General features: G+C 69.8%; 25 protein-coding genes and 1 pseudogene. 14 read left to right on the forward strand and 12 right to left on the reverse strand.

The features are described from left to right. Window positions 1-83 precede the first annotated feature (83 nt). Window positions 84-881: an HAD family acid phosphatase gene (locus tag ABZT02_RS24150; RefSeq protein ID WP_356020480.1), complete on the forward strand. Its 798-nt coding sequence runs from the start codon at window positions 84-86 to the stop codon at window positions 879-881. Here the strand turns inward: ABZT02_RS24150 and ABZT02_RS24155 are convergent. Then, on the reverse strand, window positions 878-3,076 hold the full coding sequence (locus tag ABZT02_RS24155) for a family 43 glycosylhydrolase (protein ID WP_356020483.1): 2,199 nt from the start codon (window positions 3,074-3,076) through the stop codon (window positions 878-880). The genes ABZT02_RS24150 and ABZT02_RS24155 overlap by 4 nt on opposite strands. Before the next feature lie 208 nt (window positions 3,077-3,284). On the opposite strand from ABZT02_RS24155, the gene ABZT02_RS24160 reads away from it, so the two are divergent. Then, window positions 3,285-4,439 (forward strand): right-handed parallel beta-helix repeat-containing protein, encoded by a 1,155-nt coding sequence (locus ABZT02_RS24160; RefSeq protein WP_356020485.1) that lies wholly within the window; start codon window positions 3,285-3,287, stop codon window positions 4,437-4,439. Between the two features lie 321 nt (window positions 4,440-4,760). On the opposite strand, the gene ABZT02_RS24165 is transcribed toward ABZT02_RS24160, so the two are convergent. Both ABZT02_RS24165 and ABZT02_RS24170 read right to left on the reverse strand, forming a co-directional pair. Further along, complete coding sequence (locus ABZT02_RS24165; protein WP_356020487.1) at window positions 4,761-5,612, reverse strand: hypothetical protein; 852 nt, start codon at window positions 5,610-5,612, stop codon at window positions 4,761-4,763. Next, entirely contained in the window at window positions 5,609-6,175 is a 567-nt protein-coding gene (locus ABZT02_RS24170) for a SigE family RNA polymerase sigma factor (protein WP_356020489.1), read from the reverse strand. The genes ABZT02_RS24165 and ABZT02_RS24170 overlap by 4 nt, the downstream gene beginning before the upstream one ends. A gap of 236 nt (window positions 6,176-6,411) precedes the next feature. Between ABZT02_RS24170 and ABZT02_RS24175 the strand changes: the two genes are divergently transcribed. Continuing rightward, window positions 6,412-7,815 (forward strand): NCS2 family permease, encoded by a 1,404-nt coding sequence (locus ABZT02_RS24175; protein WP_356020491.1) that lies wholly within the window; start codon window positions 6,412-6,414, stop codon window positions 7,813-7,815. A gap of 13 nt (window positions 7,816-7,828) precedes the next feature. On the opposite strand, the gene ABZT02_RS24180 is transcribed toward ABZT02_RS24175, so the two are convergent. The 3 genes from ABZT02_RS24180 to ABZT02_RS24190 form a co-directional block, all read right to left on the reverse strand. After that, window positions 7,829-9,280 carry a penicillin-binding transpeptidase domain-containing protein gene (locus ABZT02_RS24180; RefSeq protein ID WP_356020494.1) on the reverse strand — a complete coding sequence of 484 codons (1,452 nt, stop codon included), beginning with the start codon at window positions 9,278-9,280 and terminating at the stop codon, window positions 7,829-7,831. 92 nt (window positions 9,281-9,372) lie between these two features. Continuing rightward, window positions 9,373-9,843 carry a GNAT family N-acetyltransferase gene (locus ABZT02_RS24185; RefSeq protein WP_356020496.1) on the reverse strand — a complete coding sequence of 157 codons (471 nt, stop codon included), beginning with the start codon at window positions 9,841-9,843 and terminating at the stop codon, window positions 9,373-9,375. A gap of 3 nt (window positions 9,844-9,846) precedes the next feature. Beyond that, on the reverse strand, window positions 9,847-10,620 hold the full coding sequence (locus ABZT02_RS24190; protein ID WP_007381154.1) for an IclR family transcriptional regulator: 774 nt from the start codon (window positions 10,618-10,620) through the stop codon (window positions 9,847-9,849). Between the two features lie 129 nt (window positions 10,621-10,749). Here ABZT02_RS24190 and ABZT02_RS24195 point away from each other — a divergent pair, with 129 nt between their 5' ends. From ABZT02_RS24195 to ABZT02_RS24220, 6 genes are all read left to right on the forward strand, one after another. After that, window positions 10,750-12,279: an aldehyde dehydrogenase (NADP(+)) gene (locus tag ABZT02_RS24195; RefSeq protein ID WP_356020498.1), complete on the forward strand. Its 1,530-nt coding sequence runs from the start codon at window positions 10,750-10,752 to the stop codon at window positions 12,277-12,279. Window positions 12,280-12,324: 45 nt separating this feature from the next. Continuing rightward, window positions 12,325-12,933: a DUF1349 domain-containing protein gene (locus ABZT02_RS24200; protein WP_356020500.1), complete on the forward strand. Its 609-nt coding sequence runs from the start codon at window positions 12,325-12,327 to the stop codon at window positions 12,931-12,933. Window positions 12,934-13,034: 101 nt separating this feature from the next. Next, on the forward strand, window positions 13,035-13,760 hold the full coding sequence (locus ABZT02_RS24205) for a DsbA family oxidoreductase (protein ID WP_356020502.1): 726 nt from the start codon (window positions 13,035-13,037) through the stop codon (window positions 13,758-13,760). A 98-nt stretch (window positions 13,761-13,858) separates the two neighbouring features. Then, a complete protein-coding gene (locus tag ABZT02_RS24210) occupies window positions 13,859-14,911 on the forward strand; it encodes an aminotransferase class V-fold PLP-dependent enzyme (protein WP_356020504.1) in 1,053 nt (350 codons plus the stop codon). A gap of 57 nt (window positions 14,912-14,968) precedes the next feature. Next, window positions 14,969-15,577: a sigma-70 family RNA polymerase sigma factor gene (locus tag ABZT02_RS24215; protein ID WP_356020506.1), complete on the forward strand. Its 609-nt coding sequence runs from the start codon at window positions 14,969-14,971 to the stop codon at window positions 15,575-15,577. 34 nt (window positions 15,578-15,611) lie between these two features. Further along, window positions 15,612-16,610, forward strand: a complete 999-nt coding sequence (locus tag ABZT02_RS24220) for a maleylpyruvate isomerase family mycothiol-dependent enzyme (protein ID WP_356020508.1) — start codon at window positions 15,612-15,614, stop codon at window positions 16,608-16,610. Between the two features lie 42 nt (window positions 16,611-16,652). Here the strand turns inward: ABZT02_RS24220 and thpD are convergent, their stop codons facing one another. From thpD to ABZT02_RS24250, 6 genes and pseudogenes are all read right to left on the reverse strand, one after another. Continuing rightward, a complete protein-coding gene (gene thpD / locus ABZT02_RS24225; RefSeq protein ID WP_356020510.1) occupies window positions 16,653-17,543 on the reverse strand; it encodes an ectoine hydroxylase in 891 nt (296 codons plus the stop codon). A 7-nt stretch (window positions 17,544-17,550) separates the two neighbouring features. Continuing rightward, the gene (locus ABZT02_RS24230; protein ID WP_356020513.1) at window positions 17,551-17,961 is read right to left on the reverse strand and encodes an ectoine synthase; all 411 of its coding nucleotides are present in this window, start codon (window positions 17,959-17,961) and stop codon (window positions 17,551-17,553) included. Between the two features lie 49 nt (window positions 17,962-18,010). After that, the gene (gene ectB, locus ABZT02_RS24235) at window positions 18,011-19,282 is read right to left on the reverse strand and encodes a diaminobutyrate--2-oxoglutarate transaminase (RefSeq protein WP_356020515.1); all 1,272 of its coding nucleotides are present in this window, start codon (window positions 19,280-19,282) and stop codon (window positions 18,011-18,013) included. 30 nt (window positions 19,283-19,312) lie between these two features. After that, on the reverse strand, window positions 19,313-19,840 hold the full coding sequence (gene ectA / locus ABZT02_RS24240; protein ID WP_356020517.1) for a diaminobutyrate acetyltransferase: 528 nt from the start codon (window positions 19,838-19,840) through the stop codon (window positions 19,313-19,315). Window positions 19,841-20,146: 306 nt separating this feature from the next. Next, window positions 20,147-20,305: pseudogene (locus tag ABZT02_RS24245) on the reverse strand (DUF664 domain-containing protein); the annotation flags it as partial. A gap of 164 nt (window positions 20,306-20,469) precedes the next feature. Then, entirely contained in the window at window positions 20,470-21,570 is a 1,101-nt protein-coding gene (locus tag ABZT02_RS24250) for an aminotransferase class V-fold PLP-dependent enzyme (RefSeq protein ID WP_356020520.1), read from the reverse strand. Window positions 21,571-21,745: 175 nt separating this feature from the next. On the opposite strand from ABZT02_RS24250, the gene ABZT02_RS24255 reads away from it, so the two are divergent. From ABZT02_RS24255 to ABZT02_RS24275, 5 genes are read left to right on the forward strand one after another with little or no spacing between them, the layout of a single operon-like run. Beyond that, window positions 21,746-22,597, forward strand: coding sequence for an ABC transporter substrate-binding protein (locus ABZT02_RS24255; RefSeq protein ID WP_356020522.1), 852 nt, complete (start codon window positions 21,746-21,748; stop codon window positions 22,595-22,597). After that, the gene (locus ABZT02_RS24260; protein WP_356020524.1) at window positions 22,594-23,427 is read left to right on the forward strand and encodes an amino acid ABC transporter permease; all 834 of its coding nucleotides are present in this window, start codon (window positions 22,594-22,596) and stop codon (window positions 23,425-23,427) included. The genes ABZT02_RS24255 and ABZT02_RS24260 overlap by 4 nt, the downstream gene beginning before the upstream one ends. Next, a complete protein-coding gene (locus ABZT02_RS24265; protein ID WP_356020526.1) occupies window positions 23,424-24,245 on the forward strand; it encodes an amino acid ABC transporter ATP-binding protein in 822 nt (273 codons plus the stop codon). The genes ABZT02_RS24260 and ABZT02_RS24265 overlap by 4 nt, the downstream gene beginning before the upstream one ends. 23 nt (window positions 24,246-24,268) lie before the next feature. After that, on the forward strand, window positions 24,269-24,715 hold the full coding sequence (locus ABZT02_RS24270) for a hypothetical protein (RefSeq protein WP_356020529.1): 447 nt from the start codon (window positions 24,269-24,271) through the stop codon (window positions 24,713-24,715). A gap of 14 nt (window positions 24,716-24,729) precedes the next feature. Then, the gene (locus tag ABZT02_RS24275) at window positions 24,730-25,821 is read left to right on the forward strand and encodes an amidohydrolase family protein (RefSeq protein ID WP_356020531.1); all 1,092 of its coding nucleotides are present in this window, start codon (window positions 24,730-24,732) and stop codon (window positions 25,819-25,821) included. Window positions 25,822-25,969 lie beyond the last annotated feature (148 nt).

Genomic DNA, 25,969 nt, shown 5'->3' on the forward strand with positions numbered 1-25,969 from the left:
AGGACCCCGGCCCGGGGCGCTTGACCCGTTTTTTACCCGGCGGGTCTCGCGCCCGCGGGGGTGACGCGCGTAGAACCTCTGTCATGCATAAGACATTGCGTATCGCTGCCGCCACCACCGCCTGTGCGGTCGTCGGCGTCGCCGTGTACGGCGCCGGTGCGGCCACGGCCCACCAGTCCACGGCCAACTCCACGCACGAGCCCTACAACATCGGGCTCCTGGTCAAGGACATCGACACCTACTACGGCACCACGGCCGACGCCAACGGCGTCTACCAGGCGTCTCCCGACAGCCAGTACGCCAAGGACCTCGCGGCCATCGACAAGGCCGCGAGGAAGCAGATCGACCAGGCCGCCCGCAAGGCGCACCACAAGGGCCACAAGCCCGCCGTCGTCTTCGACATCGACGACACGCTGCTGCTCAGCCTCGACTACGAGAAGCGCTACAACTACACGTACAACGCGACCACTTGGGCCGACTACGTGAACAAGGCCGACCGCCCGGGGGTCTTCGGCAGCGCCGAGCTGGTGCAGTACGCGGACAAGAAGGGCGTCGAGGTCTTCTACAACTCGGGCCTGAGCGAGGCGCAGCGCTCCGCCGCCGTCGAGAACCTGAAGAAGATCGGCGCCGATGTGAACCTCGACGCCGACCACGTGTTCCTCAAGGACAAGGCCAACCCGCCGTCCTACCTGAGCGCCTGCGCCACCCCCGGCACCTGGACCTGCACGACCGTGCAGTACAAGGGCGGCACCCGCAAGCACATCGAGCAGGACCTCGGATACGACATCATCGCCAACTTCGGCGACCAGTACTCCGACCTCGACGGCGGCTACGCCGACAAGACGTACAAGCTGCCGAACCCGACGTACTTCGTCAGCTAGTTCCTCACCGGCCGGATCCCCTCAAGAGTCGGCACCACGGGCTTGATCGTGCCGTCCGGCGCGAACTCCATGCGGTCGATGGTGGTTTCGCGGTGCATACCGTCCCCGCCCGCCTTCCCCGGCCCGTTCAGGGCGAACCGGTGATAGACGATGTACCAGTCGTCGGTGCCGGGGACGTTCACCACGGAGTGGTGGCCGGTGGCGAGGATGCCGTACTCGGGACGCTTGGACAGGATCGTCCCCTTCTTGGTCCACGGACCGAGCGGGGACGGTCCCGTCGCGTAGGCGACGTGGTAGTTCTCGCTGCGCGTGTCGTCCTCGGACCACATGAAGTAGTACGTGCCGTTCCGCTTGATCACGAAGGACCCCTCGCGGAAGTTGTCCGGGGTGATGTCCTCGATCTTCGCCGGGTCGTACGAGGTCATGTCGTCGTTCAGCGGCACCACGTACCCGTGCCCGTTGCCCCAGTAGAGGTACGACGTGCCGTCGTCGTCCGTGAAGACGGCCGGGTCGATCATCTGGCCCTGCAACGCACCGCCCTTCGCGACCAGCGGCTTGCCGAGCGCGTCCTTGAAGGGCCCCGCGGGGGAGTCCGCCACCGCCACGCCGATCTGCTGCTCGGCGCAGAAGTAGAAGTAGTACGTGCCGTCGCGCTCGGCGATCGCCGGTGCCCAGGCGTACTTGTCGGCCCACGACACGTCCGCGCCGAGGTCGAGGATGACCCCGTGGTCCTTCCAGTGGACCAGGTCCTTCGACGAGTACGCCTTGAACCGCGTCCCGCTCCAGCCGTTGAAGCCGTCGGTGGTCGGGTAGATCCAGTACTCGCCGTTCAGATAGTGCACGTCCGGGTCGGCGTTGAGACCGGGCAGGACGGGGCTGCCGGTCGGCACGGCCTCGACGGTCCAGCGGCGGGTCGTGCCGTCGGCCGCCGTCACGGTGTACGTCTGCGGCTTGCGGAAGTCACGCCGGGTACCGGACGCGGGGCTCACACGGGCCCCCTCGCCGACCGCCAACTCCGGTGCCAGACGGGCGAGATCGGAGCCCGGCCGCATCGGCAGCACGACCTTGGACGCGGCCTCCGTGACGATCGCGTACCCCTTCTGGTCGGCGGCCGTCGCGTCCACCACCGAGTTCGGCGTCGACGGGTACGCGGCCAGCAGCCGGTCGTACTCCTTCTGCGTCACCGGAAGGACCGTGCCGTGCCGGGGACTTGCCGGGAGCTGGTAGTTCGTCGACGGCGTCCACCTGCCCGAGTCGAGGTCGGTCGTCTCGAAGGGAACGTACCCGCGGCCGCCGTACTCGTCGATGAACAGGTACCACTTCTTCTCGGTGTTCGACTTGAACACCGTCGGGCCCTCACCGCGGTCCATGGCCCCGTTGCCGATGCAGTCCGCCACCAGGTCGTACGTCGTCGAGGTCAGGCTCGTCGACTTCTCGCCGGTGATGAACTTGGCACACGGCGAGCTGGAGGTGGGGTCCCGCTCGTCCTTGGTGTAGCGGTAGTAGGTGTCCTTGTACTTCACGACCGTCGAGTCGATCACCGAGTAGCCGGGGTCGTCCCAGACCTTCGGCGCGCTGAAGGTGCGGAAGTCCTTCGTGGTCGCGTACAGCATCTTGTTGTACGTCGAGCCGGTGTGCCCGGGGTCGTCGTCGGCGTACAGCTTCGACGCCCAGAAGACGACGTACTCACCGAGGCTGTCGTCCCAGTAGGCCTCCGGCGCCCAGGTGTTGCCCGCGTTGTCCGGGGCGACCTTCACCAGCCGTTGGTCCGTCCAGTGGACCAGGTCGGTGGACTCCCAGATCATGACCGACTTGCTGCCGTGCCGCTGGACGTCGTCCCAGCTGCCACTGCTGTTCTGGTACATGCGCAGGTCGGTGGCGATCAGATAGAACTTGTCGCCCTTGGGGGAGCGGATCACGAAGGGGTCGCGCAGGCCCTTCTCGCCGGTCGTCGACGTCAGGACGGGCTTGCCCTGGTTGAGCTCGCGCCAGTGCAGGGGGTCGTTGCCGCGGCTGAGGGCGTAGCGGATCTGCTCGCCGTCGGCGGTGCCCTCGCCGGTGAAGTAGGCGAAGAGATAGCCGGCGTACTTGGGGTGGCTCACGGGTGGTGCTCCTGAGTGGGCGGAACCGGGCGGTGCGGTGAGAAGGGCCAGCAGTAGCGAGAGACAGGCGACGAGGAGGATACGTGAGCGCATGTCGCTCCTGAGATGTGGGGGTGTGGGGGTTTCTGTTGGGGGCTGTGCGCGCCTTCGGAGTGTTACGAGCGGGAAACAGCACGTCAATCGATGAGTGCGCGATGAGAAGCAGCGAAAGTTTCGGTTGTTCTCGTCGAGGCGCGGCAACCTCACCGGCCATGGCGGCGACTTCAGGGCGTCCCCGATCCCCGAGGAAAGGAACGCCTCCGTGCGTCACAGCACCGGACGCCACCGCCGGACCCGAACGCTCTCCATCGCGGCGGCGGTCGCCGTGGCCGCGGGCGCGGGCGGTGTGTACCTCGGCCTGTCGGGCGGCGGGGCCGAGGCCGCGTCCACGACGGTCACCGTCTCCAGCACGGCTCAGTTGGAGGCGGCGGTGAGGAACGCGAGTGCGGGTACGGTCATCCAGGTCCGCGCGGGTACGTACACCCCGTCGGCCACCCTCAAGTCCACCGCGAGCGGCACGAGTTCGGCACGGATCACCCTGCGGGCGTACGGCAGCGAGAAGGTGCGGATCGACGGGTCCGAGCTGCCCGCCGGGTCCTGGCTGGCGGGGATCCACGGCGACCACTGGACCGTCCAGAACCTCATCTTCCAGAACTCGCCGGCCCAGGGCCTCGTCGTCACCTCCTCCGTCGGGGGTGTCTTCAAGAACCTCGTCACCGCGGACAACGGGGACTCCGGATTCACCCTGCGCGGGGACGGGACCAGCGACAACCTCGTGCAGAACCTGGACAGCCACGGCAACTACGACCCCGCCGGGCACGGTCAGAACGCCGACGGGATCGCCGTCAAGTTCGGGTCCGGGACCGGCAACCGGATCACCGGGGCGCGTCTGTACAACAACTCCGACGACGGGCTCGACCTGTGGCAGTTCTCCTCGCCGGTCACCGTCGAGCACAGCTGGGCCTTCGGCAACGGCAGGAACCGGTGGGGGGACAGCGCCTTCGAGGGCAACGGCAACGGGTTCAAGCTGGGCGGCGGGGGCGTCACGGTGGCGCACCTGGTCAACAACAACGCGGCCTGGGGCAACACGCTGCACGGCTTCACCGAGAACTCCAACACCGGGGCGATCGTGCTCAACCGCAACACGGCGTACTCCAACGCCGAGGCCGGGTTCTACTTCGCCAGGGGCCGGGCCCGGCTGGCGCGCAATCTCGCGGTCGGCAACAAGGGCGGGGCGTCGAAGCCGGGTACGTCCACGGTGTCCGCGGCGAACAACTGGGACGCCGGGGTGGCGACCCCCGCGTTCAGGTCGACGGATGCCGGCACGGCGTACGGCGCCCGCGGTGCGGACGGCTCGCTGCCCTCGACGACCTTCCTGACCACCGGCTCCACCACTCTCGGCACCACGATGAACTGAGGGACGGAACGACGGAACGCCCCGCCTGTCGTCACAGGCGGGGCGTTCCTCGTGCCGGCCCGAGGGGGGCTCCAGCCGGCAGCCGCCGGCCCGAGGGGGGCTCAGGCCAGCAGGTCATTAGTAGGGACGTCGAAGGCGAACGAAAGGTTGTTCCCATGGGGCGAACTTGTGTGCAAAAAGCGGGTGTTGGGCTGGGTGGGAGCCGTGGGAACCGCCGAAAACGCCGTCCTGCCGGGGGTCGTGCACCATGGAGTGGCCGCTGGAGAGGAAACGGTTGCCGCGTCGCGGAGACTTTTTTTCGTGAGGCTCCGGCAGGAGGGCCTACGAGTCCCCTTCGTCCGTCTTGCCGTCCTGCGCCGCGAAGCCGCCCTTCACGGCGAGGTCCCCGGACTTCGCTCTCGCCGTCGCCGTGTAGCCGTCGTCCTTCGCGTCCCGGCCGCCGCGCTTGTGGTCGTACTGCCCGGCGAACACCCACTCGCCCTTCGGGACCGTGCGGCCGTCCTTGAGCACCCAGGTGTAGACGAGGAAGCCGTCCCTCTCGGCGACGGTCAGCGTGAAGTCGTCCTCCGGCAGCGAGCGCCAGGCACCGGCGTTCGTGACACCGCCGGTCTGCGCGATCCTCAACTCGACCGTCAGCGCGGTCAGTTGCTCGGAGGTCTTGAAGGTCAGGTTGCTCTGCGCCCAGAACTCGTTGCTGTGCGGGTCCACCGAGCCGTCCGACCACAGCGGACCGTCCTCGACGCCGGACGCCTGCACCTCGGTGGAGGCGCTCGGCGTGGACGAGGGCGTACCGCTGGGCGGCTCGGCCCTGTGGGTGGGAGTGGTGCGCGGCGTCGGATCCGCCGACCGGGCGGGCGGACGGCTGGTCGCGTCGGGGGAAGGAGTGGGTGTGCCCGTGGCGGCGACCGGCTTCTGCGCGGGCGGCTCGTTCTTCACCGCGGACGCCACCGCGTAACCGCCGAGGCCCAGCACGGCGGCGACCGCGGCGGTGGCGCTCACCACCCGCACCCAGCCGTAGACCGGCGGCCGGGTCGCCCGGTGGTCGGGGCGGGTCTGTTCCGACATGCCGCGTTCGATCCGCGCGAGCATCCGCTCGCGGTTCGGCTCGTGTGCCTCGGCCGCGTCCCGCAGCCGGGCGCGCAGTTCGCGGTGCGCGTCCCGCTGCATGGTCATCGGTCCCTTCCTCCGGCGTCACCGGTGCGCGCCATCGCGGCGTGCATCTTCAGCGGAGTGTTCCTGGGGCCCAGCAGCCGCTGCAACTCGGCCATCCCCTTGGAGGTCTGGCTCTTCACCGTACCGACCGACACCCCCAATGCCAGCGCGGTGTCCTTCTCGGAGAGATCGAACGCGTGCCGCAGCACGACACACGCCCGCTTGCGGAACGGCAGCCTGCGCAACGCCTCCTGGACGTCGACCGCGCCCGCCACGTCCGGGTTCTCGACCTTCTCCTCGCGCTGGGACCAGAACAGGGCGACGCGCCGGCGCTCACGGACGGCGCTGCGGATACGGGTGCGGGCCAGGTTGGCGACCACTCCGCGCGCGTACGCCGCCGGGTGGTCGGCCGCGCGCACCCGGTCCCAGCGGTGCCACAGCGCCAGCAACGCGTCCGCCGCCAGGTCGTCGGCGGCGTCCGGTTCCCCGGTCAACAGCTGGGCCAGGCGGGACAGTTCGGCGTAGTGGCGCTCGAAGAAGGCGTGGAACTCCACGGAGGCGGCGTCGTCGACGACTGTGCCCACGGGCTCCCTCTCCCTTGTGTGTCATGTGAATGACATGTGATCGTCCGGAGGTGGCCGGGCGGAGATCCGGAAGCGTAGCAGTGACCGATCATGTGTTCTCGTACGGGTCTTCGAACGATGTATGACGGGGCGGCCCCCGAATTCGTAACACGGGTAAAACCTGAAGCGCGTTCAACGCAGGAACAATCCAGCCAGCATCCGCACACCGATCATTCAGGCACCAAGGAGCAGCGAGCATGTCCGTCGACCGGTACTTCAGGATCTCCGAACGGGGATCCACCTTCGCCCGTGAGATACGCGGCGGCTTCGCCACGTTCTTCACGATGGCCTACATCCTTGTCCTGAATCCCATCATCCTCGGCAGTGCGAAGGACAAGTTCGGACACCAGCTGGACGCGGTCCAGCTGACCACCGCGACGGCTCTGGTGGCCGCGGTGATGACGATCGTCATGGGTGTCGGCGGGAACCTGCCGCTCGCCCTCGCCGCCGGGCTCGGCCTGAACGCCGTCGTCGCCTTCCAGATCGCCCCGCTGATGAGCTGGGACGACGCGATGGGCCTCGTCGTCCTGGAGGGCCTGCTGATCTGTGTGCTGGTGGTGACCGGTCTGCGGGAGGCCGTCATGCATGCCATCCCGCAACCGCTCAAGCAGGCCATCAGTGTCGGGATCGGGCTGTTCATCGCGTTCATCGGCTTCGTGGACGCGGGATTCGTCAGCCGTATCCCCGACGCCGCGAACACCACCGTGCCGGTTCAGCTCGGCGGCACCGGCGCGCTCACCGGCTGGCCGATCCTCGTCTTCTGCCTCGGGGTGCTGCTGACGATCGGGCTGCTCGCCCGCAAGGTCAAGGGCGCGATCCTCATCAGCATCGTCACCATGACGGTCCTCGCGATGATCATCAACTCGATCGCCGACATCAAGACCTGGGGGCTCACCACACCGGCCTGGCCCGACAAGGTCGTCGACGCCCCCGACTTCGGACTGATCGGCCACTTCAGCCTGTTCGGTTCCTTCAGCGCGCCCGGCGTCGGGATCGTCACCGTCGTCCTGCTGATCTTCACCCTGATCCTGTCCGACTTCTTCGACACGATGGGCACGGTCGTCGGGATCAGCGCGGAGGCGGGGCTCCTCGACGAGGAGGGCAAGGTGCCGGGTCTCGGCCGGGTCCTGCTGATCGACGGGGCGGCGGCGGTGGCCGGCGGTGCCGCGTCGGCTTCCTCCGCCACGTCGTACATCGAGTCGGCGGCGGGCGTCGGCGAGGGCTCACGCACCGGGTTCTCGAACCTGATCACCGGCGGGATGTTCGGCCTGGCGCTGTTCCTGACCCCGCTGCTGACCATCGTCCCGCTCCAGGCCGCAGCCCCCGCCCTGGTCGCCGTGGGCTTCCTGATGATGACGCAGGTCAAGCACATCGACTGGGACCGCTACGACATCGCGATCCCGGCGTTCCTGACCATCGCCGTGATGCCGTTCACCTACTCGATCACCAACGGCATAGGGGCCGGGTTCCTGGCGTACGTCGTGATCAAGGTGGTGCTGGGGAAGGCCAAGGAGATCCACTGGCTGCTGTGGGCCGCCTCGGCGCTGTTCCTCGTGTACTTCGCCATCGACCCGATCGAGCAGGTGCTCGGCGCCAAGTAGCCACCGGGAGGACTCAGTTCTTCAGGGCCGCCTCCATCATGGCCTTGGCCACGGGGGCGGCCAGCCCGTTGCCGCTCACCTCCGAGCGGGCCGCGTTCGACTGCTCCACCACCACCGCCACCGCGACCTCCTTCCCGTCGGCCTTTCCGTAGGACGTGAACCAGGCGTACGGCGTCTTGCTGTTGTTCTCGCCGTGCTGGGCCGTGCCCGTCTTGCCGCCCACGGTGACACCGTCGATCCTGGCGTTGGTGCCGGTGCCGTCCTGGATCACCGACTGCATCGCCGACTGGAGTTGCTCGGCCGTGCCGGCGCTGACGATCCGGGTCGTGCTCGCCTCGTCGTCGTAGTTCTTCAGGACGTCGCCGCCGTGGTCGGTGATCGTCGACACCATGTGGGGCGTCACCAGCTGGCCGCCGTTGGCTATGGCCGCGGAGACCATGGCCATTTGAAGCGGGGTGGCCGTGACGTCGTACTGGCCGATACCGGTCAGGGCCGTGGACGACTTGTTCATGTCGGAGGGATAGACGCTCTCGTAGGCCCGCACCGGGACGTCCTGCTCCGCGTTGTTGAAGCCGAACTTCTCGGCCATCGCCTTCACCTTGTCCTGGCCCAGGTCGACGGCCATCTTCGCGAAGACGGTGTTGCAGGAGTACTCCAGCGCGACCCGGATCGAGGCGTTCTCGCAGGGCGCCGAGGAGTTCTCGTTGCCCAGCGGGGTCACCGTGCCCGGCAGGGTGTACGGGTCCGGGCTGACGGTCTTCTCGTCCACCGAGGAGTACAGGCCGTCCTCCAGCGCGGCCGCGGCCACCACCAGCTTGAACGTCGAGCCGGGCGGCAGCGGCTGGCGCAGCGCGCGGTTGGTGAGCGGCTTGTCGGAGTCCGCGTTGAGCTGCTTCCAGGCACTGCCCGCGGTGTTGGCGTCCGTCAGCGAGGACGGGTCGTACGACGGCGTCGACACGACGGCCAGGATCTTGCCGGTCGCCGGGTCGATCGCGACGGCCGCGCCCTTCGTGTCGCCGAGCGCTTCGTAGGCCGCCTTCTGCACGGCCGGGTCGATCGTCGTGATCACATCACCGGGCTCGGCCCGCTGGTTGGTGATCGTGTCCATGACGGTCTTCAGTCTGCTGTCCGTGCCGTTGAGGAGGTCGGCGTAGATGCCCTCCAGCTGGGTCGGGGCGTAGGCCTGCGAGGCGTAGCCCGTCACCGCCGCGTACAGCTTGCCGTTGGTGTACGTCCGCTTGTACGCGAGGTCGCTGTCCGTCACCTTCTCGGACCCCGTGACCGCTTTTCCGGCCACGATGATGTTCCCGAGCGGCGAGGAGTACGTCTCGATCGCGTTCCGCCGGTTGTCGTTGTCGTCCGCGAGTGCCTGGCCCTCGTAGAACTGCACCCAGGTCGCCCGGATCAGCAGAGCGAACACCAGGAGCAGCGCGAAGACCGATGCGCGCCTGATCGTCTTGTTCATCCCACCCAGAAGACGATCAGGCGCGGACGAATCGTTCCCGAACATCCGCTTTTCTCATCGGACGTTCATCCACGCCCTGTCGTACGGCGGTCTCAGGCGTCCAGCATGAGCACGAACTCGTCGATCTCCGCACCGCGCGCGTGGGCGTACCCGGAAGCCCGGGCGGTCACCCGGAACCCGCACTTGTCGAGCACCCGCAGCGAGCCGGCGTTGTCGGCGGCCGCGCGGGCGTACAGGGGACGCTCGGGCACCTGGATGACGAGCTCCCGCAGGGCCGCCGTGGCGATGCCGCGCCCCCAGTAGGCGCGGTCGATCCAGTACGTCACCTCGCGCTCGCCCGGCTCGCCGTACACGGCCGCGCTGCCCACCACGTCACCGTCCACCAGGATCGTGCGCTGCACGTCCTCGGTGGCCCGGATCCGCTCCCAGTGGGCGTCGAAGGCGTCCCGGTCGGCCGGGTCCTTCGGGGTGAAGGCCGCCATGCGCAGGGCCTCGGGGTCGTTCATCTGCCGGAAGAAGACCGGCAGATCGCTGTCATGGACCTCGCGGAGAACGATCTGCATGCCTCAGAGCCTACGGGTGGCCAGTGTCAGCCGGTCCCGCGCGTCGAACAGCGCGTCCTTCACCATCTGTTCGTGGGCCGGGGTCAGCCGCGCCACCGGCACCGAGCAGCTGATCGCGTCCCGCGCGGGCGTGCGGTACGGGATCGCGACGCCGAAGCAGCGCAGCCCCAGCGTGTTCTCCTCGCGGTCCACGGAGAAGCCCTGCTCGCGGATCTGGTGCAGCTCCTCGATGAGCTTCTCGCGGTCGGTGATCGTGTGCTCGGTGAGCGCGGGCAGGGTCTCCGGCAGCATCTTGCGGACCTGCTCGTCGGAGTACGTGCTCAGCAGCGCCTTGCCGAGGGAGGTGGAGTGCGCCGGGAGCCGGCGGCCGACCCGGGTGAAGGGCCGCAGGTAGTGCTGCGACTGGCGGGTGGCCAGGTAGACGACGTTGGTGCCGTCCAGACGGGCCAGGTGGATGGTCTCGGTGGTGTCGTCGGACAGCCGGTCCAGGGTCGGCCGGGCCGCCGCGACCACCTCGTCGCCGTCGATGTACGAGGTGCCGACGAGCAGCGCCCGCACCCCGATGCCGTACCGCGTGCCCGTCGCGTCCGTCTCCACCCAGCCCAGCTCGACCAGCGTGCGCAGCAACATGTAGAGGCTGGACTTGGGGTACCCGACGGCCTCCTGGACCGCCGCGAGGGAGTGCATGCCGGGGCGCCCGGCGAAGTATTCGAGCAGTTCAACCGTCCGTACCGCGGACTTGACCTGTGACCCGCCGCCCGTCTCGCCTGCCGACATCGCCCTTGACCCCTTTGTTGGACGAGAACCAGAGTTATAGTCTCCAACAGCATATTCACCATCAGAGACAGCGTTCAGCATATCGAACGTTCCTGGTGGATGACCCAGATACACGTGGAGGGACCCGCGGTGGCAGCAGCACCAGTCTGGAGTGTCGACCCCCGAACCGGGAAGCAGCGCGAACAGGTTGCGGTGGAGGCCACAGCCCAGGAGGTGGACGCCGCCGTCCGCGCCGCGTACGACGCGCGCGCTTCCCTCGCCGACCGCACCGTCCGCGCTGCCTTCCTGCGCACCGCGGCCACCAAGCTCGAAGAGTCCAAGGAACACCTGGTCGAGGCGGCCGACGCGGAGACCGCCCTCGGCCCGGTCCGGCTGACCGGCGAACTCGCCCGCACCTGCTACCAGCTGCGGGCCTTCGCGGACATCGTCGACGAGGGCGAGTTCCTCGGCGTGGTGATCAACCACCCCGACGACACCGCGACCCCGCCGATCCCGGACCTGCGCCGCTACAAGGTGCCGCTCGGTGTCGTCGCCGTGTACTCGGCCTCCAACTTCCCCTTCGCCTTCTCGGTCGCCGGCGGCGACACCGCGAGCGCGCTGGCGGCCGGCAACCCGGTCGTCGTCAAGGCCCACCCCGACCACCCGGGCCTGTCCGAGCTGGTCGCGTCCGTGCTGCGCCGGGCCGCCGACGAGCACGGCATCCCCGCGGGCGTGCTCGGCCTCGTGCACGGCTTCGAGGCCGGCATCGAGCTGATCAAGCACCCGCTGGTCGCCGCCGCGGGCTTCACCGGGTCCGTGAAGGGCGGTCGCGCCCTGTTCGACGCGGCGGCCGCACGTCCGGTGCCGATCCCGTTCCACGGCGAGCTGGGCTCCCTGAACCCCGTCGTGATCACCGAGGAGGCCGCCGCCGAGCGCGCGGAGGCCATCGGCGCCGGGCTCGCGGGCTCCATGACCCTCGGCGTCGGCCAGTTCTGCGTGAAGCCGGGCCTGGTCCTCGTGCCGTCCGGCGCGGCGGGCGACGGCCTGGTGAAGTCGCTGACCGACGCCGTCAGCGACACCGACGCGGGCGTCCTCCTCGACCACCGCATGCGGGACAACTTCGTCGCCGGCGTCGCCGAGCGCGCACAGCTGCCCGAGGTCGAGACGCCGGTGACGCCCGGCGCGGGCGGCGAGCACACGGTGAGCGCGGGCTTCCTCACGGTGGCGGCGGAGAAGCTGGCCACCGAGGGCGCGTACGACCTGCTCCTGGAGGAGTGCTTCGGCCCGGTGACCGTGGTCGCCCGGTACGAGGACGACGAGCAGGCACGGGCGGTGCTCTCCCGGCTGCCCGGCAACCTCACGGCGACGGTCCACCTGTCCGACGGGGAGGCCGCCGGCCAGGGACGCGGCGCCGAGATCCTGGCGGAGCTGACCCCCCTCGCCGGCCGTGTCCTGGTGAACGGCTGGCCGACGGGCGTGGCCGTGGCCCCGGCCCAGCAGCACGGCGGCCCGTACCCGGCGACGACGTCCACGTCGACGTCGGTGGGCGGTACGGCGATCGAGCGCTGGCTGCGCCCGGTGGCGTACCAGAACACGCCGGAGGCCCTGCTCCCGCCGGAGCTGCGGGACGACAACCCGCTGGGTCTGCCCCGCCGCTTCAACAACCGTCTCGAGCGCTAGGCACCCGACGCTCGCACGCGGAGAGGGAACTGGAAAACTCTGAGGATGGACGTCGAACTTCCCGAACTTCCCTTCCCTCTCCGCACCTACGGCCCCGACGGACACTGGGCCTACGAGGACGGCATCCTCTCCGGCTGGGCCGGCCCCCGGCAGGACCGGTTCGTGCCGCCCACCGGGGAGTCCCTGGACCCCGCCGCCGACGCACCGCGGCTGCTCGGTGCCCCCGAGGGCGACTTCCAGCTGATAGCCCGCGTCACCGTGGGCTTCAACGGCTCGTTCGACGCGGGCGTCCTGTACGTCCATGTCGGCGAGCGGGCCTGGGCCAAACTCTGCCTGGAGAACTCCCCGGACGTGCCCACCGTCTGCACGGTCGTCACCCGGGGGCACTCCGACGACTGCAACTCCTTCACCGTGGACGGCAGTTCGGTCTGGCTCCGGATCAGCCGCACCGGCCGAGCCTTCGCCTTCCACGCCTCCCGCGACGGCAAGCGCTGGACCTTCGTCCGCCTCTTCACCCTGGGCGACGAGAAGGAGACCGGCGCGGCCCTGGTCGGCTTCATGGCGCAGTCGCCGATGGGGGAGGGCTGTGTGGTGACGTACGACCACATCGAGTTCAGGCCCGACTGGCCGGCCGACCTGCGGGACGGGGCCTGAGGGCTGACCGGGGCCGGTGGGAATGGAACCCGCTGCTTGAACGTTCATCCAAGTAGCGGAGGGAGTCTCCGCAGCCGTCCGACCTGGAGAGAGCCGTAGACATGCGCGTCGAGATCTGGAGCGACATCGCCTGCCCCTGGTGCTATGTGGGCAAGGCCCGCTTCGAGAAGGCGCTGGCGGCCTTCCCACACCGTGACGGCGTCGAGGTGGTCCACCGGTCGTTCGAGCTGGACCCGGGACGCGACAAGAGCGACGTGCAGCCCGTCCTCGCCATGCTCAGCAAGAAGTACGGCATGAGCGAGGCCCAGGCCCAGGCCGGCGAGGAGAACCTCGGTGCCCAGGCCGCCGCCGAGGGCCTCGACTACCGCACCCGCGACCGCGACCACGGCAACACCTTCGACCTGCACCGCCTCCTCCACCTCGCCAAGGAGCACGGCCGGCAGGACGAGCTCGTCCAGATCTTCTACCGGGCCAACTTCGCCGAGGAGCGGTCCCTGTTCACCGAGGGCGACGAGCGCCTCGTCGAGCTCGCGGTGGAGGCCGGCCTGGACGCCGACGAGGTCCGCACGGTCCTCGCCGACCCCACCGCCTACGCGGACGAGGTCCGCGCCGACGAGCGCGAGGCCGCCGAGCTCGGTGCCAACGGCGTCCCGTTCTTCGTCCTGGACCGCACGTACGGCGTCTCCGGCGCCCAGCCCGCCGAGGTCTTCACCCAGGCCCTCACCCAGGCCTGGGGCAACCGCTCCCCGCTGCAGTTGATCGACCAGGGCGACACCTCCGCCGAGGCCTGCGGTCCCGACGGGTGCGCCGTACCCCAGCAGGGCTGACAAACGCGCAGGTCGGCGCGGACGTATAAGCGTTCCTTGGCGGAACCACGTAGAAAATCGCCATGGACCGAGAGGTCTTCCGGCCCCACAGTGGAGCCATGGAGACCTTCGAGAGCCTCGTCCGCGCCGAGTTCGCCCCGAAGAACACCTTCCTCAACACCGCGAGCAGCGGCCTGCTACCGGCCCGCACCGTGACCGCCCTCCAGGAGGCCGCGCTGATCCGCGCCGAGGGCAGGCCGCTGAGTCCGCTGTTCGAGGACGTGGAGGCGGCCCGCGCCTCGTTCGCCCGGCTCGCCGGCGTCCCGGTCGCCCGGGTCGCGGCGGGCGCGTCCGTGTCCACCTACTCCGGTCTGGTCGCCGCCTCGCTGCCGCCGGGCGCCGAAGTCCTCACCGCCGAGGACGACTTCAGCTCCGTCGTGAACCCCTTCCACACCCGCGGCGACCTCAAGGTGCGCATGGTGCCGCTGGAGCGGCTCGCCGACTCCGTCCGCCCCGGCACCGCCCTCGTCGCGGTCAGCGCCGCCCAGTCCGCCGACGGCCGGATCGCCGATCTGCCCGCCCTGCGAGCGGCGGCCACCGCCCACGGCGCCCGCACCTACGTCGACTTCTCGCAGGCCGCGGGCTGGCTCCCGGTGGACGCGCGGTCGTACGACTACACCGTCTCCACCACCTTCAAGTGGCTGCTCGGCCCGCACGGCGCGGCCTTCCTCGCCGTGCCGGAGGACTTCGGCGACCTGAAGCCGGTGCTCGCCGGCTGGGTCGCGGGCGAGGTCCCCTGGGACAGCTGCTACGGCCCCGTCGCCGAACTGGCCCACTCCGCCCGGCGGTTCGACGTCAGCCCGGCCCTGTTCACCTACACGGGAACCCGCCGCTCCCTCGAACTCCTGGAGGAGCTCGGCGTGGACGCCGTGCGCACCCACGACCTCGCCCTCGCCGACCGCTTCCGCACCGGACTCGCCGGCCTCGGCCACGAACCCCTGCCGGCCCCCGGCTCGGCGATCGTGTCCGTGCCCGGACTCGGCGGCCGCCAGCCCGAGTTGAGCGCGGCGGGCATCGAGGTGTCCAACCGGGCCGGCAACCTGCGCGCCTCCTTCCATCTGTACAACACGGCCGCGGATGTCGACCGGCTTCTGGACGCCCTGTCTGACTGAACCGCTGGCGCCGCGCCGCCCGGGACGCTAGGAAGGGCACCAAGGGGTGGTGGTGCCGTGGAGTCCACGGGCGGGACGACGTCCGTGCAGCAACCCGCAGACGCGGAGCTGCACCGGCGGCTGGTGTACGGCGAGGAGTCCGCGCTGGCCGAGGCGTACGGGGCGTACGGCGGGCTGGTGCGGGCCATCGCGATGCGCGTGACCGGCAGCAGCGCCGCGGCCGAGGACGTCGCGCAGGAGGTCTTCGCACAGCTGTGGAGCCGGCCGTACGCCTTCGACGCGCGCCGGGGCAGCCTGCGCACCTGGCTGTCCCTGCTCGCCCACCGGCGGGCCGTGGACTGGGTGCGCGGCGAGGCCCGGCACCGCAAGGACGCCCGCGCCGACGACCTGGCGCTGCACGGCATCCCGGACGCCGCTCCCGGCCCCGCCGAGGCGGTCGTCGACCGGGAGCGCTCCCTCCTGCTGCACACCGCCCTCGCCGAACTCCCGCAGCCGCAGCGGGAGGTGGTGCACCTCGCCTACTTCGCGGGCCGCACCTACCGGCAGGCCGCCGTCGAGCTCGGCATCCCCGAGGGCACCGCGAAGACCCGGCTGCGCACCGCGCTGCGCACCCTGGCGGAGACTTTGGCGGACCCACCCGACCCGGTGTGGGAAAAGGGCGCATGATGACGGCAGGGGAACACAGGGCAGGGGGCGAGCGGTGACCGATCACGACGACGTACGCGACCTGCTGGCCGCCTGGGCCTTCGGCGCCCTGGAACCGGCCGAGGAGCGGCTGGTCCCACCGCACCTGGCCGGGTGCGAGAGCTGTGCCGCGGAAGCGGAACGGCTGCGCGCGGCCGTACGACTGCTGGACGGGCCGCCGCTCGACGAGCCGCAGTCGCCGCTCGGCGACCTCCTGACCGGCGCCCTCCGTGCCCGCCCCGCCCCACCCCCCGTGGCCCGGCACGCCGCGCCCTACGCGGCCACCGTCGCCGGGCTGCGGGCGCTGCTGCCCGAGATGGCGGGGCGCTGGACGACGCCGGTCGTGCACGACTGGGACGTGCACGCCACCGTCGCCCATCTGCTCGCCGCCGACGAACACCTGGCCCTGCGGCTCGGGATCGACGCCCGGGTGCCGGGCGCGCGGATCGACGAGGACGCGGACTGGGGGGACGCCTGGGAGAGGCGTACCGCCGAGGTGATCGCCCACGAGTACGGCCGTACGCCCGGGGAGACCGTCGCCGACTGGTCCGCGCAGGCGGCCGCGCTGCTCGGCACCCCGCACGCCCGCGATCCCGAACTCGCCGCCGGGACCACGCTGTTGATGGGCATCCGGCTGCCCGTCACCGAGCACTTCCTGGTGCGCGCCTTCGAGGCGTGGATCCACACCGACGACATCGGCCGCGCACTGGGCCTGGCCGTACCGCCGCCGCCCGAGGAGCACCTGGGGCGGCTGGTCAGGCTGGCCGTCCGGATCCTCGGCGGGGCCCTCGGGGCCGAGGCGCCCCCCGTGCTGTTCGCGGTCAGGGGCGGGGAGGAGTGGGTCCTGGGTTCGCAGAGCGACCCCGTGGCGGCCGAACTCACCCTGGACGCCGTGGACTTCTGTCTGCTCGTCGGCGGCCGGTACGCGCCGGACACCGTGCCCCGGGACACGACGGGCGACGCGGCCGCCGTACGGAACGTACTGGAGCGGGCCGCGTCGCTGTCGTGGCTGTGAGGTCACCCCGAGGGATCACCCCGAAGGATCATCCCGAAGGGCTCACTTCACCGGCGTGAAGTCCCTCGCGCCGATGAACCCCGGCCTCCGGATGGGCGCCGCGAACGGCTCCACGGCCTGGTTCTCCACGCTGTTGAACACGATGAACACGTTGCTGCGCGGGAACGGCGTGATGTTGTCGCCCGAGCCGTGCATGCAGTTGCAGTCGAACCAGGTCGCCGAACCGGCCTTGCCGGTGAACAGCTTGATGCCGTACTCCGAGGCCATCGCGGTGAGCGCCTCGTCCGACGGCGTGCCCGCGTCCTGCATCTGCAGCGACTGCTTGTAGTTGTCCTTCGGGGTGGCACCCGCGCACCCGAGGAAGGTGCGGTGGGACCCCGGCATGATCATGAGGCCGCCGTTGGTGTCGTAGTTCTCGGTCAGCGCGATCGAGACGGACACCGTGCGCATGTTCGGCAGGCCGTCCTCGGCGTGCCAGGTCTCGAAGTCGGAGTGCCAGTAGAAGCCGCTGGCCCCGAAACCGGGCTTGACGTTGATCCGCGACTGGTGGACGTAGACGTCGGAGCCGAGGATCTGCCGGGCCCGGCCGACGACCCGCTCGTCGCGCACCAGCTTCGCGAACACCTCGCTGATCTTGTGCACCTCGAAGACCGAGCGGATCTCCTTGGACTTCGGCTCGATGATCGAGCGTTCGTCCGCGCGGATCTCCGGGTCGTTGACGAGTCGCTCCAACTCGCGGTGGTAGACGGGGACTTCGTCGGGGCCGATGAGCTGGTCGACGGCGAGGAAGCCGTCGCGCTCGAACGCCTCCAGCTCGCCCGTGGCGATCGGTCCCGGCGCGTCGGGCGCCGACCAGACGACCGGATCCTTGCGGGGGACGGACACCTCGGTGGCGCCGCGGCTGGGGTAGAGATCGGTGACGGTGGTGGTCATGGGTGCGTCACACCTCCTCGGACTCGGGTTCGGTGAGCAGCGGGTAGACGCCGTTCTCGTCGTGGTCCTCCCGGCCGGTCACGGGCGGGTTGAACACACAGAGGCAGCGGAAGTCCTCCTTGACCCGCAGCGTGTGCCGCTCATGACCGTCCAGGAGGTACATGGTCCCCGGCGTGATCGAGTGCGTCTGGCCGCTCTCGTGGTCGGTCAGCTCTGCCTCCCCCTCGACGCAGACGACGGCCTCGATGTGGTTCGCGTACCACATCGACGTCTCCGTACCCGCGTACAGGATCGTCTCGTGCAGCGAGAAGCCGACCCGCTCCTTGGCGAGCACGATGCGTTTGCTCTCCCAGGTGCCGGACGCGGCCTTCACATGCCGGTCGGTGCCTTCGATGTCCTTGAACGAGCGGACGATCACGGTGCTGCGATGCCTCCTATGTAGACGGTGATGTGATGCGGAAGACGGTTCAGGCGGTCTCCCGGACGGCACGGGCGAGGATGCTCAAGCCCTCGTCCAGTTCCTCGGGGGTGATCGTGAGCGCCGGAAGCAGCTTCACGACCTCGCTCTCGGGGCCCGACGTCTCGATGAGGAGCCCCAGCTCGAAGGCCCGGTGCGCCACCCGGCCCGCGCGATCCTTGTCGTGGAACTCCAGGCCCCACACGAGCCCGCGCCCGCGGTACTCCTTCACGTCGGCCAGGTTCTCCTCGGTGATGGAGATGAGCCCCTGCTCGACCTGCTCGCCGCGCTGCCGGGTCTGCTTCTCCATCGCGGCACCGTCCGCCCAGTACTGCTCCAGGGTGGCGGTGGCCGTGACGAAGGCCGGGTTGTTGCCGCGGAAGGTGCCGTTGTGCTCGCCCGGCTCCCAGATGTCCAGCTCGGGCTTGAACAGGCAGAGGGACATGGGCAGTCCGTAGCCGCTGATCGACTTCGAGACGGTGACGATGTCGGGCGTGATGCCCGCTTCCTCGAACGAGAAGAAGGCGCCGGTCCTTCCGCAACCCATCTGGATGTCGTCGACGATGAGCAGCATGTCCTGCCGCTCGCACAGCGCGGCGAGCGCCTGGAGCCACTCCTTGCGGGCCACGTTGATGCCGCCCTCGCCCTGCACGGTCTCCACGATCACGGCGGCCGGCTTGTTGAGGCCCGAGCCCTGGTCCTCCAGGAGCCGCTCGAACCACAGGAAATCCTCGACCGTGCCGTCGAAGTAGTTGTCGAACGGCATCGGCGTTCCGTGCACCAGCGGGACACCGGCGCCGGCCCGCTTGAAGGCGTTGCCGGTGACGGCCAGCGACCCCAGGGACATCCCGTGGAAGGCGTTGGTGAAGGACACGATGGCCTCGCGCCCCTTGACCTTCCGGGCCAGCTTGAGCGCCGACTCCACGGCGTTGGTCCCCGTCGGGCCGGGGAACATGACCTTGTACGGAAGGTCGCGCGGCCGCAGCACCAGGTCCTGGAAGGTCTGCAGGAAGGCGCGCTTGGCGGTGGTCGACATGTCGAGGCCGTGCGTGACGCCGTCGCGCTCCAGATAGTCGATCAACGCCCGTTTCAGCACAGGGTTGTTGTGGCCGTAGTTCAGTGAGCCGGCGCCGGCGAAGAAGTCCAGGTAGGCGTGGCCGTCCTCGTCGTACATGCGGCTGCCCTGCGCGCGGTCGAAGACGGTGGGCCAGCCGCGGCAGTAGCTGCGCACCTCGGACTCGAGGGTCTCGAAGACGCTGAGGTCGGGCTGGGTGATGGTCACGACGAATCGCTCCTCGGGGTGCGTGGGGGGTCAGGCGGAGGGAGTGGCGGAACCGGGGGAGAAGGGCCCGATCCGGTAGAGGACCTCGGGGTCGTGCGGCCCGTCGGGGAACAGGCTCGTGTCGAACAGCACCTCGCGCTCCAGGCGGGCGCCGTGGCGTTCGGCGAACGCCGTGAACAGCCGCTCGGAGGCGGTGTTGCCCGGCGTGATGGTGGTCTCGACGGTGGTCAGTCCGCGCTCGGCGGCGAGCCGCGCGGTCAGCCCGTCGAGCAGGGCGGCGGCGAGTCCGCGGCCGCGGTACGCCGAGTCCACCGCCACCTGCCAGACGAGGAGGGTGCCGGGTCGGTCCGGGCGGACGTACCCGGTGACGAAGCCGATCGGCTCCCCTTGCTCGTTCCGTGCCACCGCCGACGTGTCGGCGAAGTCGCGACACCACAGCAGATAGCTGTACGACGAGTTCAGGTCGAGGACCTCGGAGTCGCGGGCGATCCGCCACAGTGCGGCTCCGTCCGCGACCGTAGGCCGGTCGATTTGCAGGTCTGCTTGTGCGGCAGTCATGCGAAATGAATTTACCGAGGGAAATTCAAAATTGCATCGTCGGGTGGGGTTACGTACGGGCGCTTCGTGTGTTATCACGCGGGCGCGCGCCGACGCGCAAGAGGTGACCGCTATGTACGATTACGCCCAGCAAATAAGGGGCAAATGGATCACCATGTGTAACGCGTCACAAGCATGTAACCCCCACGAGATCTACCCGAATTCAGCCGGTTCTCGTTCGCAGAATCTTTGCGTTTAGGTCTTGTGAAAGCGGGCAGAAGAATACGGGAAGCTAAGCTCTGATAAACCCGGGAATTACCCCGTGAATTATGCGCCGATAACCCCGTCGATGCGTTCTCGTAAGATGTCGGCGTGTCCGTTGTGCCGCGCGTATTCCTCGACCAGGTGAATGAACACCCAGCGCAGACTGACCTCGACGCCCGCCATGGGCCCGTCGGCGATCCACCCGACGTCCTCCAGTCCCGCGCACTTCGACTCCAGTGCGGAGAGTTGCTGCAGGGTCTGCTCGGCGGCGAGCACGAATGAATGCCGCTCAGGGCACGCGCCCTTCAGGGGCGCGGGGAACCGCGCGACCGGCCTCGACGGTGTCGCAGTCGAGAACGGACCGTCGTGGCACCGGCCGGGAGCGCTCAGCGCCAAGCCTCGTCCGCGGCGCGCAACGCACCCTCCACGTCCACCGCGAGCCCTCGTTCGCCCAGCGCCGCCCCCAACGCCGCCAGACTCGCCCGCACGGCCCCCCGCGTCGCATCCACCCCGTAGTGGTTGACCCGGATCATCTCCTTGGCCAGCGCACCCCCGCCAGCGGCCAGCGGCAGCGCCGGGTCGGAGGACAGCGCCCGGGCGACGAGCTCCGACGCCGGCGCGCCGGACGGCGAACGCAGCGTCGTGGCGACCGGTGCGGCCTCATGGTCGGCGTGCACATACGGCTCCAGGCCCCCGCCCAGGGCCCGCGCCCCCGCCCGGGTCGCCGCGGCGGCGGCCCGGTGCCGGCCCATCACCGTCTCAAGGCCGTCCGCCTCGATCCGCTCGACGCACGCCTCCAGCGCCAGCATCTCCAGCTGCGCCGGAGCGTGCAGCAGGGCCTTGCGGCCGCCGTCGATCCAGCGCTCCTTCCAGTCGAGGAGGGAGAGGTACGACCGCCGCGGCGCCGCCGGATTCGCGGCCATCCGCGCCCATGCCCGCTCGCTCACCGACACCGCTGACACACCCGCGGGCCCGCCCATCGCCTTCTGCGCCCCGATCACGCACAGGTCCACACCCCACGCGTCCGGCAGCACCGGCTCGGCCCCCACGGAGGCGACCGCGTCCAGGTAGAAGAGGGCGCCCTGCCGCCGTACGACTTCTCCGATCTCCGCGACCGGGTTCGTGTTGCCGGTCGCCGCCTCCGCGTGCACCAGCGACACGAAGTCGATGGCCGGGTGCTCCTCGAACGCCGCGGAGACCTGCTCGGCCGTCACCGCCGTGTGGAACGGCACCGCGAGGTCGATCACCGTCGCGCCGCAGTCCCGCAGCCAGTTCCCGAAGGTCTGCCCGTACGGGCCGGTGATGACGTTCAGCGCGGTCGTGCCCGGACCCGCGGTCCCCCGAATCGCCCCCTCCAGCGGCAGCAGCGCCTCGCCCTGCATGATCACGACGTCCTGCTCGGTGCGCAGCAGCCGCGCCACACGGTCCTCGATCGAGGCGAACTGCGCCGCGCCGAGCGGGGTCAGGTCCAGGAAGGGGTGTGTCACGACGGTGCTCTCTTCGTTCTCCGGGGTAGACGTGAACGAGCGTAACCGTTCCCGATCAACCCCCGACGACCGGCGACTTCTCAGGCTGAACGGCCTCGCAACCATCGGTTTGGTTTGAGAGACTCAAACCTTTCCTTATAATCGGAACCCACAGTTCCCCCACAGGAGGCCTCCCGTGAACACCCTCTCCGGGCGCCGGACCCGCGTCCTGGCCGCCACCACCGCGACGGCCGGGCTTCTGCTCGTCGCTGCCTGCACCTCGAGCGACGACGGCGGCAGCGGTTCGAAGACCGCCGCGGGCGGGGTCGAACTGGTCAAGGGCGGACAGCTCACCACCTGCACCCACTTGCCGTACCCGCCGTTCCAGTCGGAGATCGACGGCAAGGTCCAGGGCTTCGACGTCTCGCTCATCGACCTGGTCGCGGGGGACCTGGGCGTGAAGCAGGAGATCCTCGACACCCCCTTCGAGAACTTCAAGACCGGCGCGTTCCTCAACTCCGGCGAATGCGACCTGGCCGCGGCCGGCATGACCATCACCGACGAGCGCAAGAAGAACGTCGACTTCTCGGACCCGTACTTCGACGCCACCCAGGCCCTGCTGGTCGCCAAGGGCAGCGGGATCTCCTCGCTCGCCGCCGCCAAGGCGAAGAAGGTCCAGCTCGGCGCCCAGGCCCAGACCACCGGTGAGGACTACGTCAAGGCCCAGGGCTTCGACCCGGTCTCTTTCGAGTCCTCCGACGCCGTCCTGAACGGCCTGCGCTCGGGCCAGGTCAAGGCCGTCGTCATCGACTACCCGGTCGTCCAGGGCTGGCTCAAGGACAAGGCCAACGCCGACGCCTTCCAGGTCGCCGACAACATCAACACCGGTGAGCAGTACGGCTTCACGGTGAAGAAGGGCAACACCAAGCTGCGGACCGCCATCAACAAGGCGCTCGCGGACGCCAAGGCCGACGGCACCTACAAGAAGCTCTACGAGAAGTGGATCGGCCCGTACGACGCGTCGGTCGCCTCTCCCGCCGCCTCATGACCGCGGCTGACTCACGACTCCAGCCTCGCAAAAAGGGCCTGACCAGGCGTCAGAAGCGCAGTCTGTCCCGCGGCATCCAGTACGCCGTCTTCCTCGCCGCCGTGATCGCCTTCGCGGCCTCGGCGGACTGGGGGCGGCTGAAGAACCAGTTCGCGCAGGCGGACATCGCCGGCCAGATGTTCCCCGAGGTCATCACGCTGGCGCTGAAGAACACCGTGCTCTACACGCTGTCCGGCTTCGTCGTCGGACTCGTCCTCGGCATGGTCATAGCGCTCATGAGGCTGTCCTCGGTGGGCCCGTACCGCTGGTTCGCCGGTGTCTACATCGAGATCTTCCGGGGCCTGCCCGCGCTGCTGATCTTCATCTTCATCGGCGTGGCCGTACCGCTCGCGTTCCCCGGTACGGAGATCATCGGCGGCACCTACGGCAAGGTCGCCCTCGCGCTCGGCCTGGTGGCGGCGGCCTACATGGCGGAGACGATCCGCGCGGGCATCCAGGCGGTGCCCAAGGGGCAGCTGGAGGCGGCCCGTTCGCTTGGCTTCTCACCGGCCCGCGCGATGATCTCGATCATCATCCCGCAGGCGTTCCGGATCATCCTCCCGCCGCTCACCAACGAGTTGGTCCTCCTCTTCAAGGACTCCTCGCTGGTGCTGTTCCTCGGCGTCACCCTGGAGGAACGCGAACTGTCCAAGTACGGCCGCGACCTGGCCAGTACGACGGCCAACTCCACACCGATCCTCGTCGCCGGCCTGTGCTATCTGCTGGTGACGATCCCGCTCGGGTTCGTGGTCCGCCGTATGGAGGCCAAGGCGCAGGAGGCCGTGAAATGACCGTTGAGACGAGCCGGCCGGAGATCGAAGTACGCGGTCTGCACAAGTCGTTCGGCACCAACGAGGTCCTCAAGGGCATCGACCTGGAGATCGGCCAGGGCGAGGTCGTCTGTGTGATCGGCCCCTCGGGCTCGGGCAAGTCCACACTGCTGCGGTGCGTGAACCTCCTGGAGGAGCCGAGCAAGGGCCAGGTCTTCGTCGGCGGCACTGAACTCACCGACCCCGACGTCGACATCGACGCCGTACGCCGCCGTATCGGCATGGTCTTCCAGCAGTTCAACCTCTTCCCGCACCTCACGGTGACCGAGAACCTCACGCTGCCCCAGCGCAGGGTCCTCAGGCGGGACAAGGCGCGGGCCGCGAAGGTGGCCGCCGAGAACCTGGAGAGGGTGGGCCTTTCCGACAAGGCGGACGCCTATCCCGCCTCCCTCTCCGGCGGCCAGCAGCAGCGCGTCGCGATCGCCCGGTCCCTGTCCATGGGCCCCGAGGTGATGCTCTTCGACGAGCCGACCTCGGCCCTCGACCCGGAGCTGGTGGGCGACGTGCTCGCGGTCATGCGGATGCTGGCCCAGGAGGGCATGACGATGATGGTCGTCACCCACGAGATGACCTTCGCCCGCGAGGTCGCCGACCGGGTCGTCTTCATGGACGGCGGAGTCATCGTCGAGGACGGCACCCCGGCCCAGGTCATCGGCGCTCCGAGCCACGAGCGCACCCGCCACTTCCTCTCCCGCCTCCTCGACCCGGCGATGGCCGACGTGGAGGAGAACGACGGGGGAGAGGACGCCGGGGGAGAGGACGCCGGAAAAGGCGCCTGACAGGGGACGTCCATCATCAGGGCATGACGACTCCCGACGACACGGGTGGCTTCGGAGCGGGCGGCCCGCTGCCCCTGTTGCCGGAGCGCTGCGAGCGCGGCCTGGCCGTGACCGCGCACCCGGACGACATCGAGGACGGGGCGGTGTCCGAGAGGGCCCGCCGGACGACCCGGGGCGAGCAGGTCGCCGGCTGCCGGCCGCGCGGCGAGGCGGGCATCGACGGACTGCACGTCGCGGTGACAGGGGCCTTCACCGTGAGGACGGTCGCCGGGGTGGCCGACCAGGCCGACCACCGCGTGGCGGGCCTCGCCGCTCTCGACGTGGCACGCGACGCCGGCAACCGCTGGAACTTTGTGACTTGGACGCCGGACACGGCGTCCCGCCCTCCGCGTCGAGGCGGCGGTCCTCTTCGACGTCCACCGGCTCGCCTTCGAGGGGCCACCGCCCTGGGAACAGTGACGTCCGGCTGACTAGGGTGCGGTGCATGAGCGATCGCGCGGTGCTGCACGTGAAGGGCCGGATCCTGGTCGGCCCCGAGGACGTCCGGGACGAGCTGTGGGTGGTCGACGGGCGGATCTCCTACGACCGTCCCGTCGCCGCCCGTGACGTCCGTACGGTGTCGGGCTGGGCGCTGCCCGGTCTGGTGGACGCGCACTGCCATGTGGGCCTGGGCGCGCACGGCCCGGTCGACCAGGACGTGGCCGAGAAGCAGGCGCTGGCCGACCGGGAGGCCGGCACCCTGCTGATCCGCGACGCCGGATCGCCCTCCGACACCCGCTGGGTGGACGACCGCGAGGACCTCCCGAAGATCATCAGGGCCGGCCGGCACATCGCCCGCACCCGCCGCTACATCAGGAACTACGCCTGGGAGATCGAGCCCGAGGACCTCGTCGCGTACGTCGCCCAGGAGGCCCGCCGGGGTGACGGCTGGGTCAAGCTGGTCGGCGACTGGATCGACCGCGAGGTGGGCGACCTCGCCCCCAGCTGGCCGCGGGAGGCGGTCGAGGCGGCCATCGCGGAGGCCCACCGCCTCGGCGCCCGCGTCACCGCGCACTGCTTCGCCGAGAACTCCCTCCAGGACCTGGTCGAGGCGGGCATCGACTGCGTCGAACACGCCACCGGCCTCACGGAGGACCTGATTCCCCTCTTCGCCGAGCGAGGCGTCGCGATCGTCCCGACCCTGGTCAACATCGCCACCTTCCCCAAGCTGGCGGACGGCGGCGAGTCCAGGTTCCCCCGCTGGTCCGCCCACATGCGCCGGCTCCACGAAGGCCGCTACGACACCGTCCGCGGCGCCTACGACGCCGGCATCCCGGTCTACGTCGGCACGGACGCGGGCGGCACCCTCCCGCACGGCCTGGTGGCGGCGGAGGTCGCGGAACTGGTGACGGCCGGAATCCCCCCGCTGAACGCGCTGTCGGCGACGACATGGGGCGCCCGGAAGTGGCTGGGACGCCCCGGACTGGAAGAGGGCGCCGCCGCGGACCTGGTGCTGTACGAACAGGACCCGCGAGCAGACGTACGCGTACTGGCCGCCCCGCGCCAGGTCGTGCTGAACGGCCGGGTGGTGGAGTAGGCACTGCGTGAAGCGCGGGTTCGACAGCATGCGCGGGTGCGCCACGATCATGTGAACTCCCGGCGGATCGGGGGAGCGGTGGCGGTGGCCCGGCGTAGGCGCTGACCTACTCACCCGGATGGCGCAGTGACCCCGTCTCTGCGACCGT

Source organism: Streptomyces sp. NPDC005402 (assembly GCF_040606575.1).
Taxonomy (GTDB): Bacteria; Actinomycetota; Actinomycetes; order Streptomycetales; family Streptomycetaceae; genus Streptomyces.

Bases quoted from the DNA above. Each gene is read 5' to 3' on its own strand.
- ABZT02_RS24150 (WP_356020480.1), top strand. From the start codon at position 84: ATGCATAAGACATTGCGTATCGCTGCCGCCACCACCGCCTGTGCGGTC.
- ABZT02_RS24155 (WP_356020483.1), bottom strand. From the start codon at position 3,076: ATGCGCTCACGTATCCTCCTCGTCGCCTGTCTCTCGCTACTGCTGGCC.
- ABZT02_RS24165 (WP_356020487.1), bottom strand. From the start codon at position 5,612: ATGACCATGCAGCGGGACGCGCACCGCGAACTGCGCGCCCGGCTGCGG.
- ABZT02_RS24175 (WP_356020491.1), top strand. From the start codon at position 6,412: ATGTCCGTCGACCGGTACTTCAGGATCTCCGAACGGGGATCCACCTTC.
- ABZT02_RS24180 (WP_356020494.1), bottom strand. From the start codon at position 9,280: ATGAACAAGACGATCAGGCGCGCATCGGTCTTCGCGCTGCTCCTGGTG.
- ABZT02_RS24185 (WP_356020496.1), bottom strand. From the start codon at position 9,843: ATGCAGATCGTTCTCCGCGAGGTCCATGACAGCGATCTGCCGGTCTTC.
- ABZT02_RS24190 (WP_007381154.1), bottom strand. From the start codon at position 10,620: ATGTCGGCAGGCGAGACGGGCGGCGGGTCACAGGTCAAGTCCGCGGTA.
- ABZT02_RS24200 (WP_356020500.1), top strand. From the start codon at position 12,325: ATGGACGTCGAACTTCCCGAACTTCCCTTCCCTCTCCGCACCTACGGC.
- ABZT02_RS24205 (WP_356020502.1), top strand. From the start codon at position 13,035: ATGCGCGTCGAGATCTGGAGCGACATCGCCTGCCCCTGGTGCTATGTG.
- ABZT02_RS24210 (WP_356020504.1), top strand. From the start codon at position 13,859: ATGGAGACCTTCGAGAGCCTCGTCCGCGCCGAGTTCGCCCCGAAGAAC.
- thpD (WP_356020510.1), bottom strand. From the start codon at position 17,543: ATGACCACCACCGTCACCGATCTCTACCCCAGCCGCGGCGCCACCGAG.
- ectA (WP_356020517.1), bottom strand. From the start codon at position 19,840: ATGACTGCCGCACAAGCAGACCTGCAAATCGACCGGCCTACGGTCGCG.
- ABZT02_RS24260 (WP_356020524.1), top strand. From the start codon at position 22,594: ATGACCGCGGCTGACTCACGACTCCAGCCTCGCAAAAAGGGCCTGACC.
- ABZT02_RS24265 (WP_356020526.1), top strand. From the start codon at position 23,424: ATGACCGTTGAGACGAGCCGGCCGGAGATCGAAGTACGCGGTCTGCAC.
- ABZT02_RS24270 (WP_356020529.1), top strand. From the start codon at position 24,269: ATGACGACTCCCGACGACACGGGTGGCTTCGGAGCGGGCGGCCCGCTG.
- ABZT02_RS24275 (WP_356020531.1), top strand. From the start codon at position 24,730: ATGAGCGATCGCGCGGTGCTGCACGTGAAGGGCCGGATCCTGGTCGGC.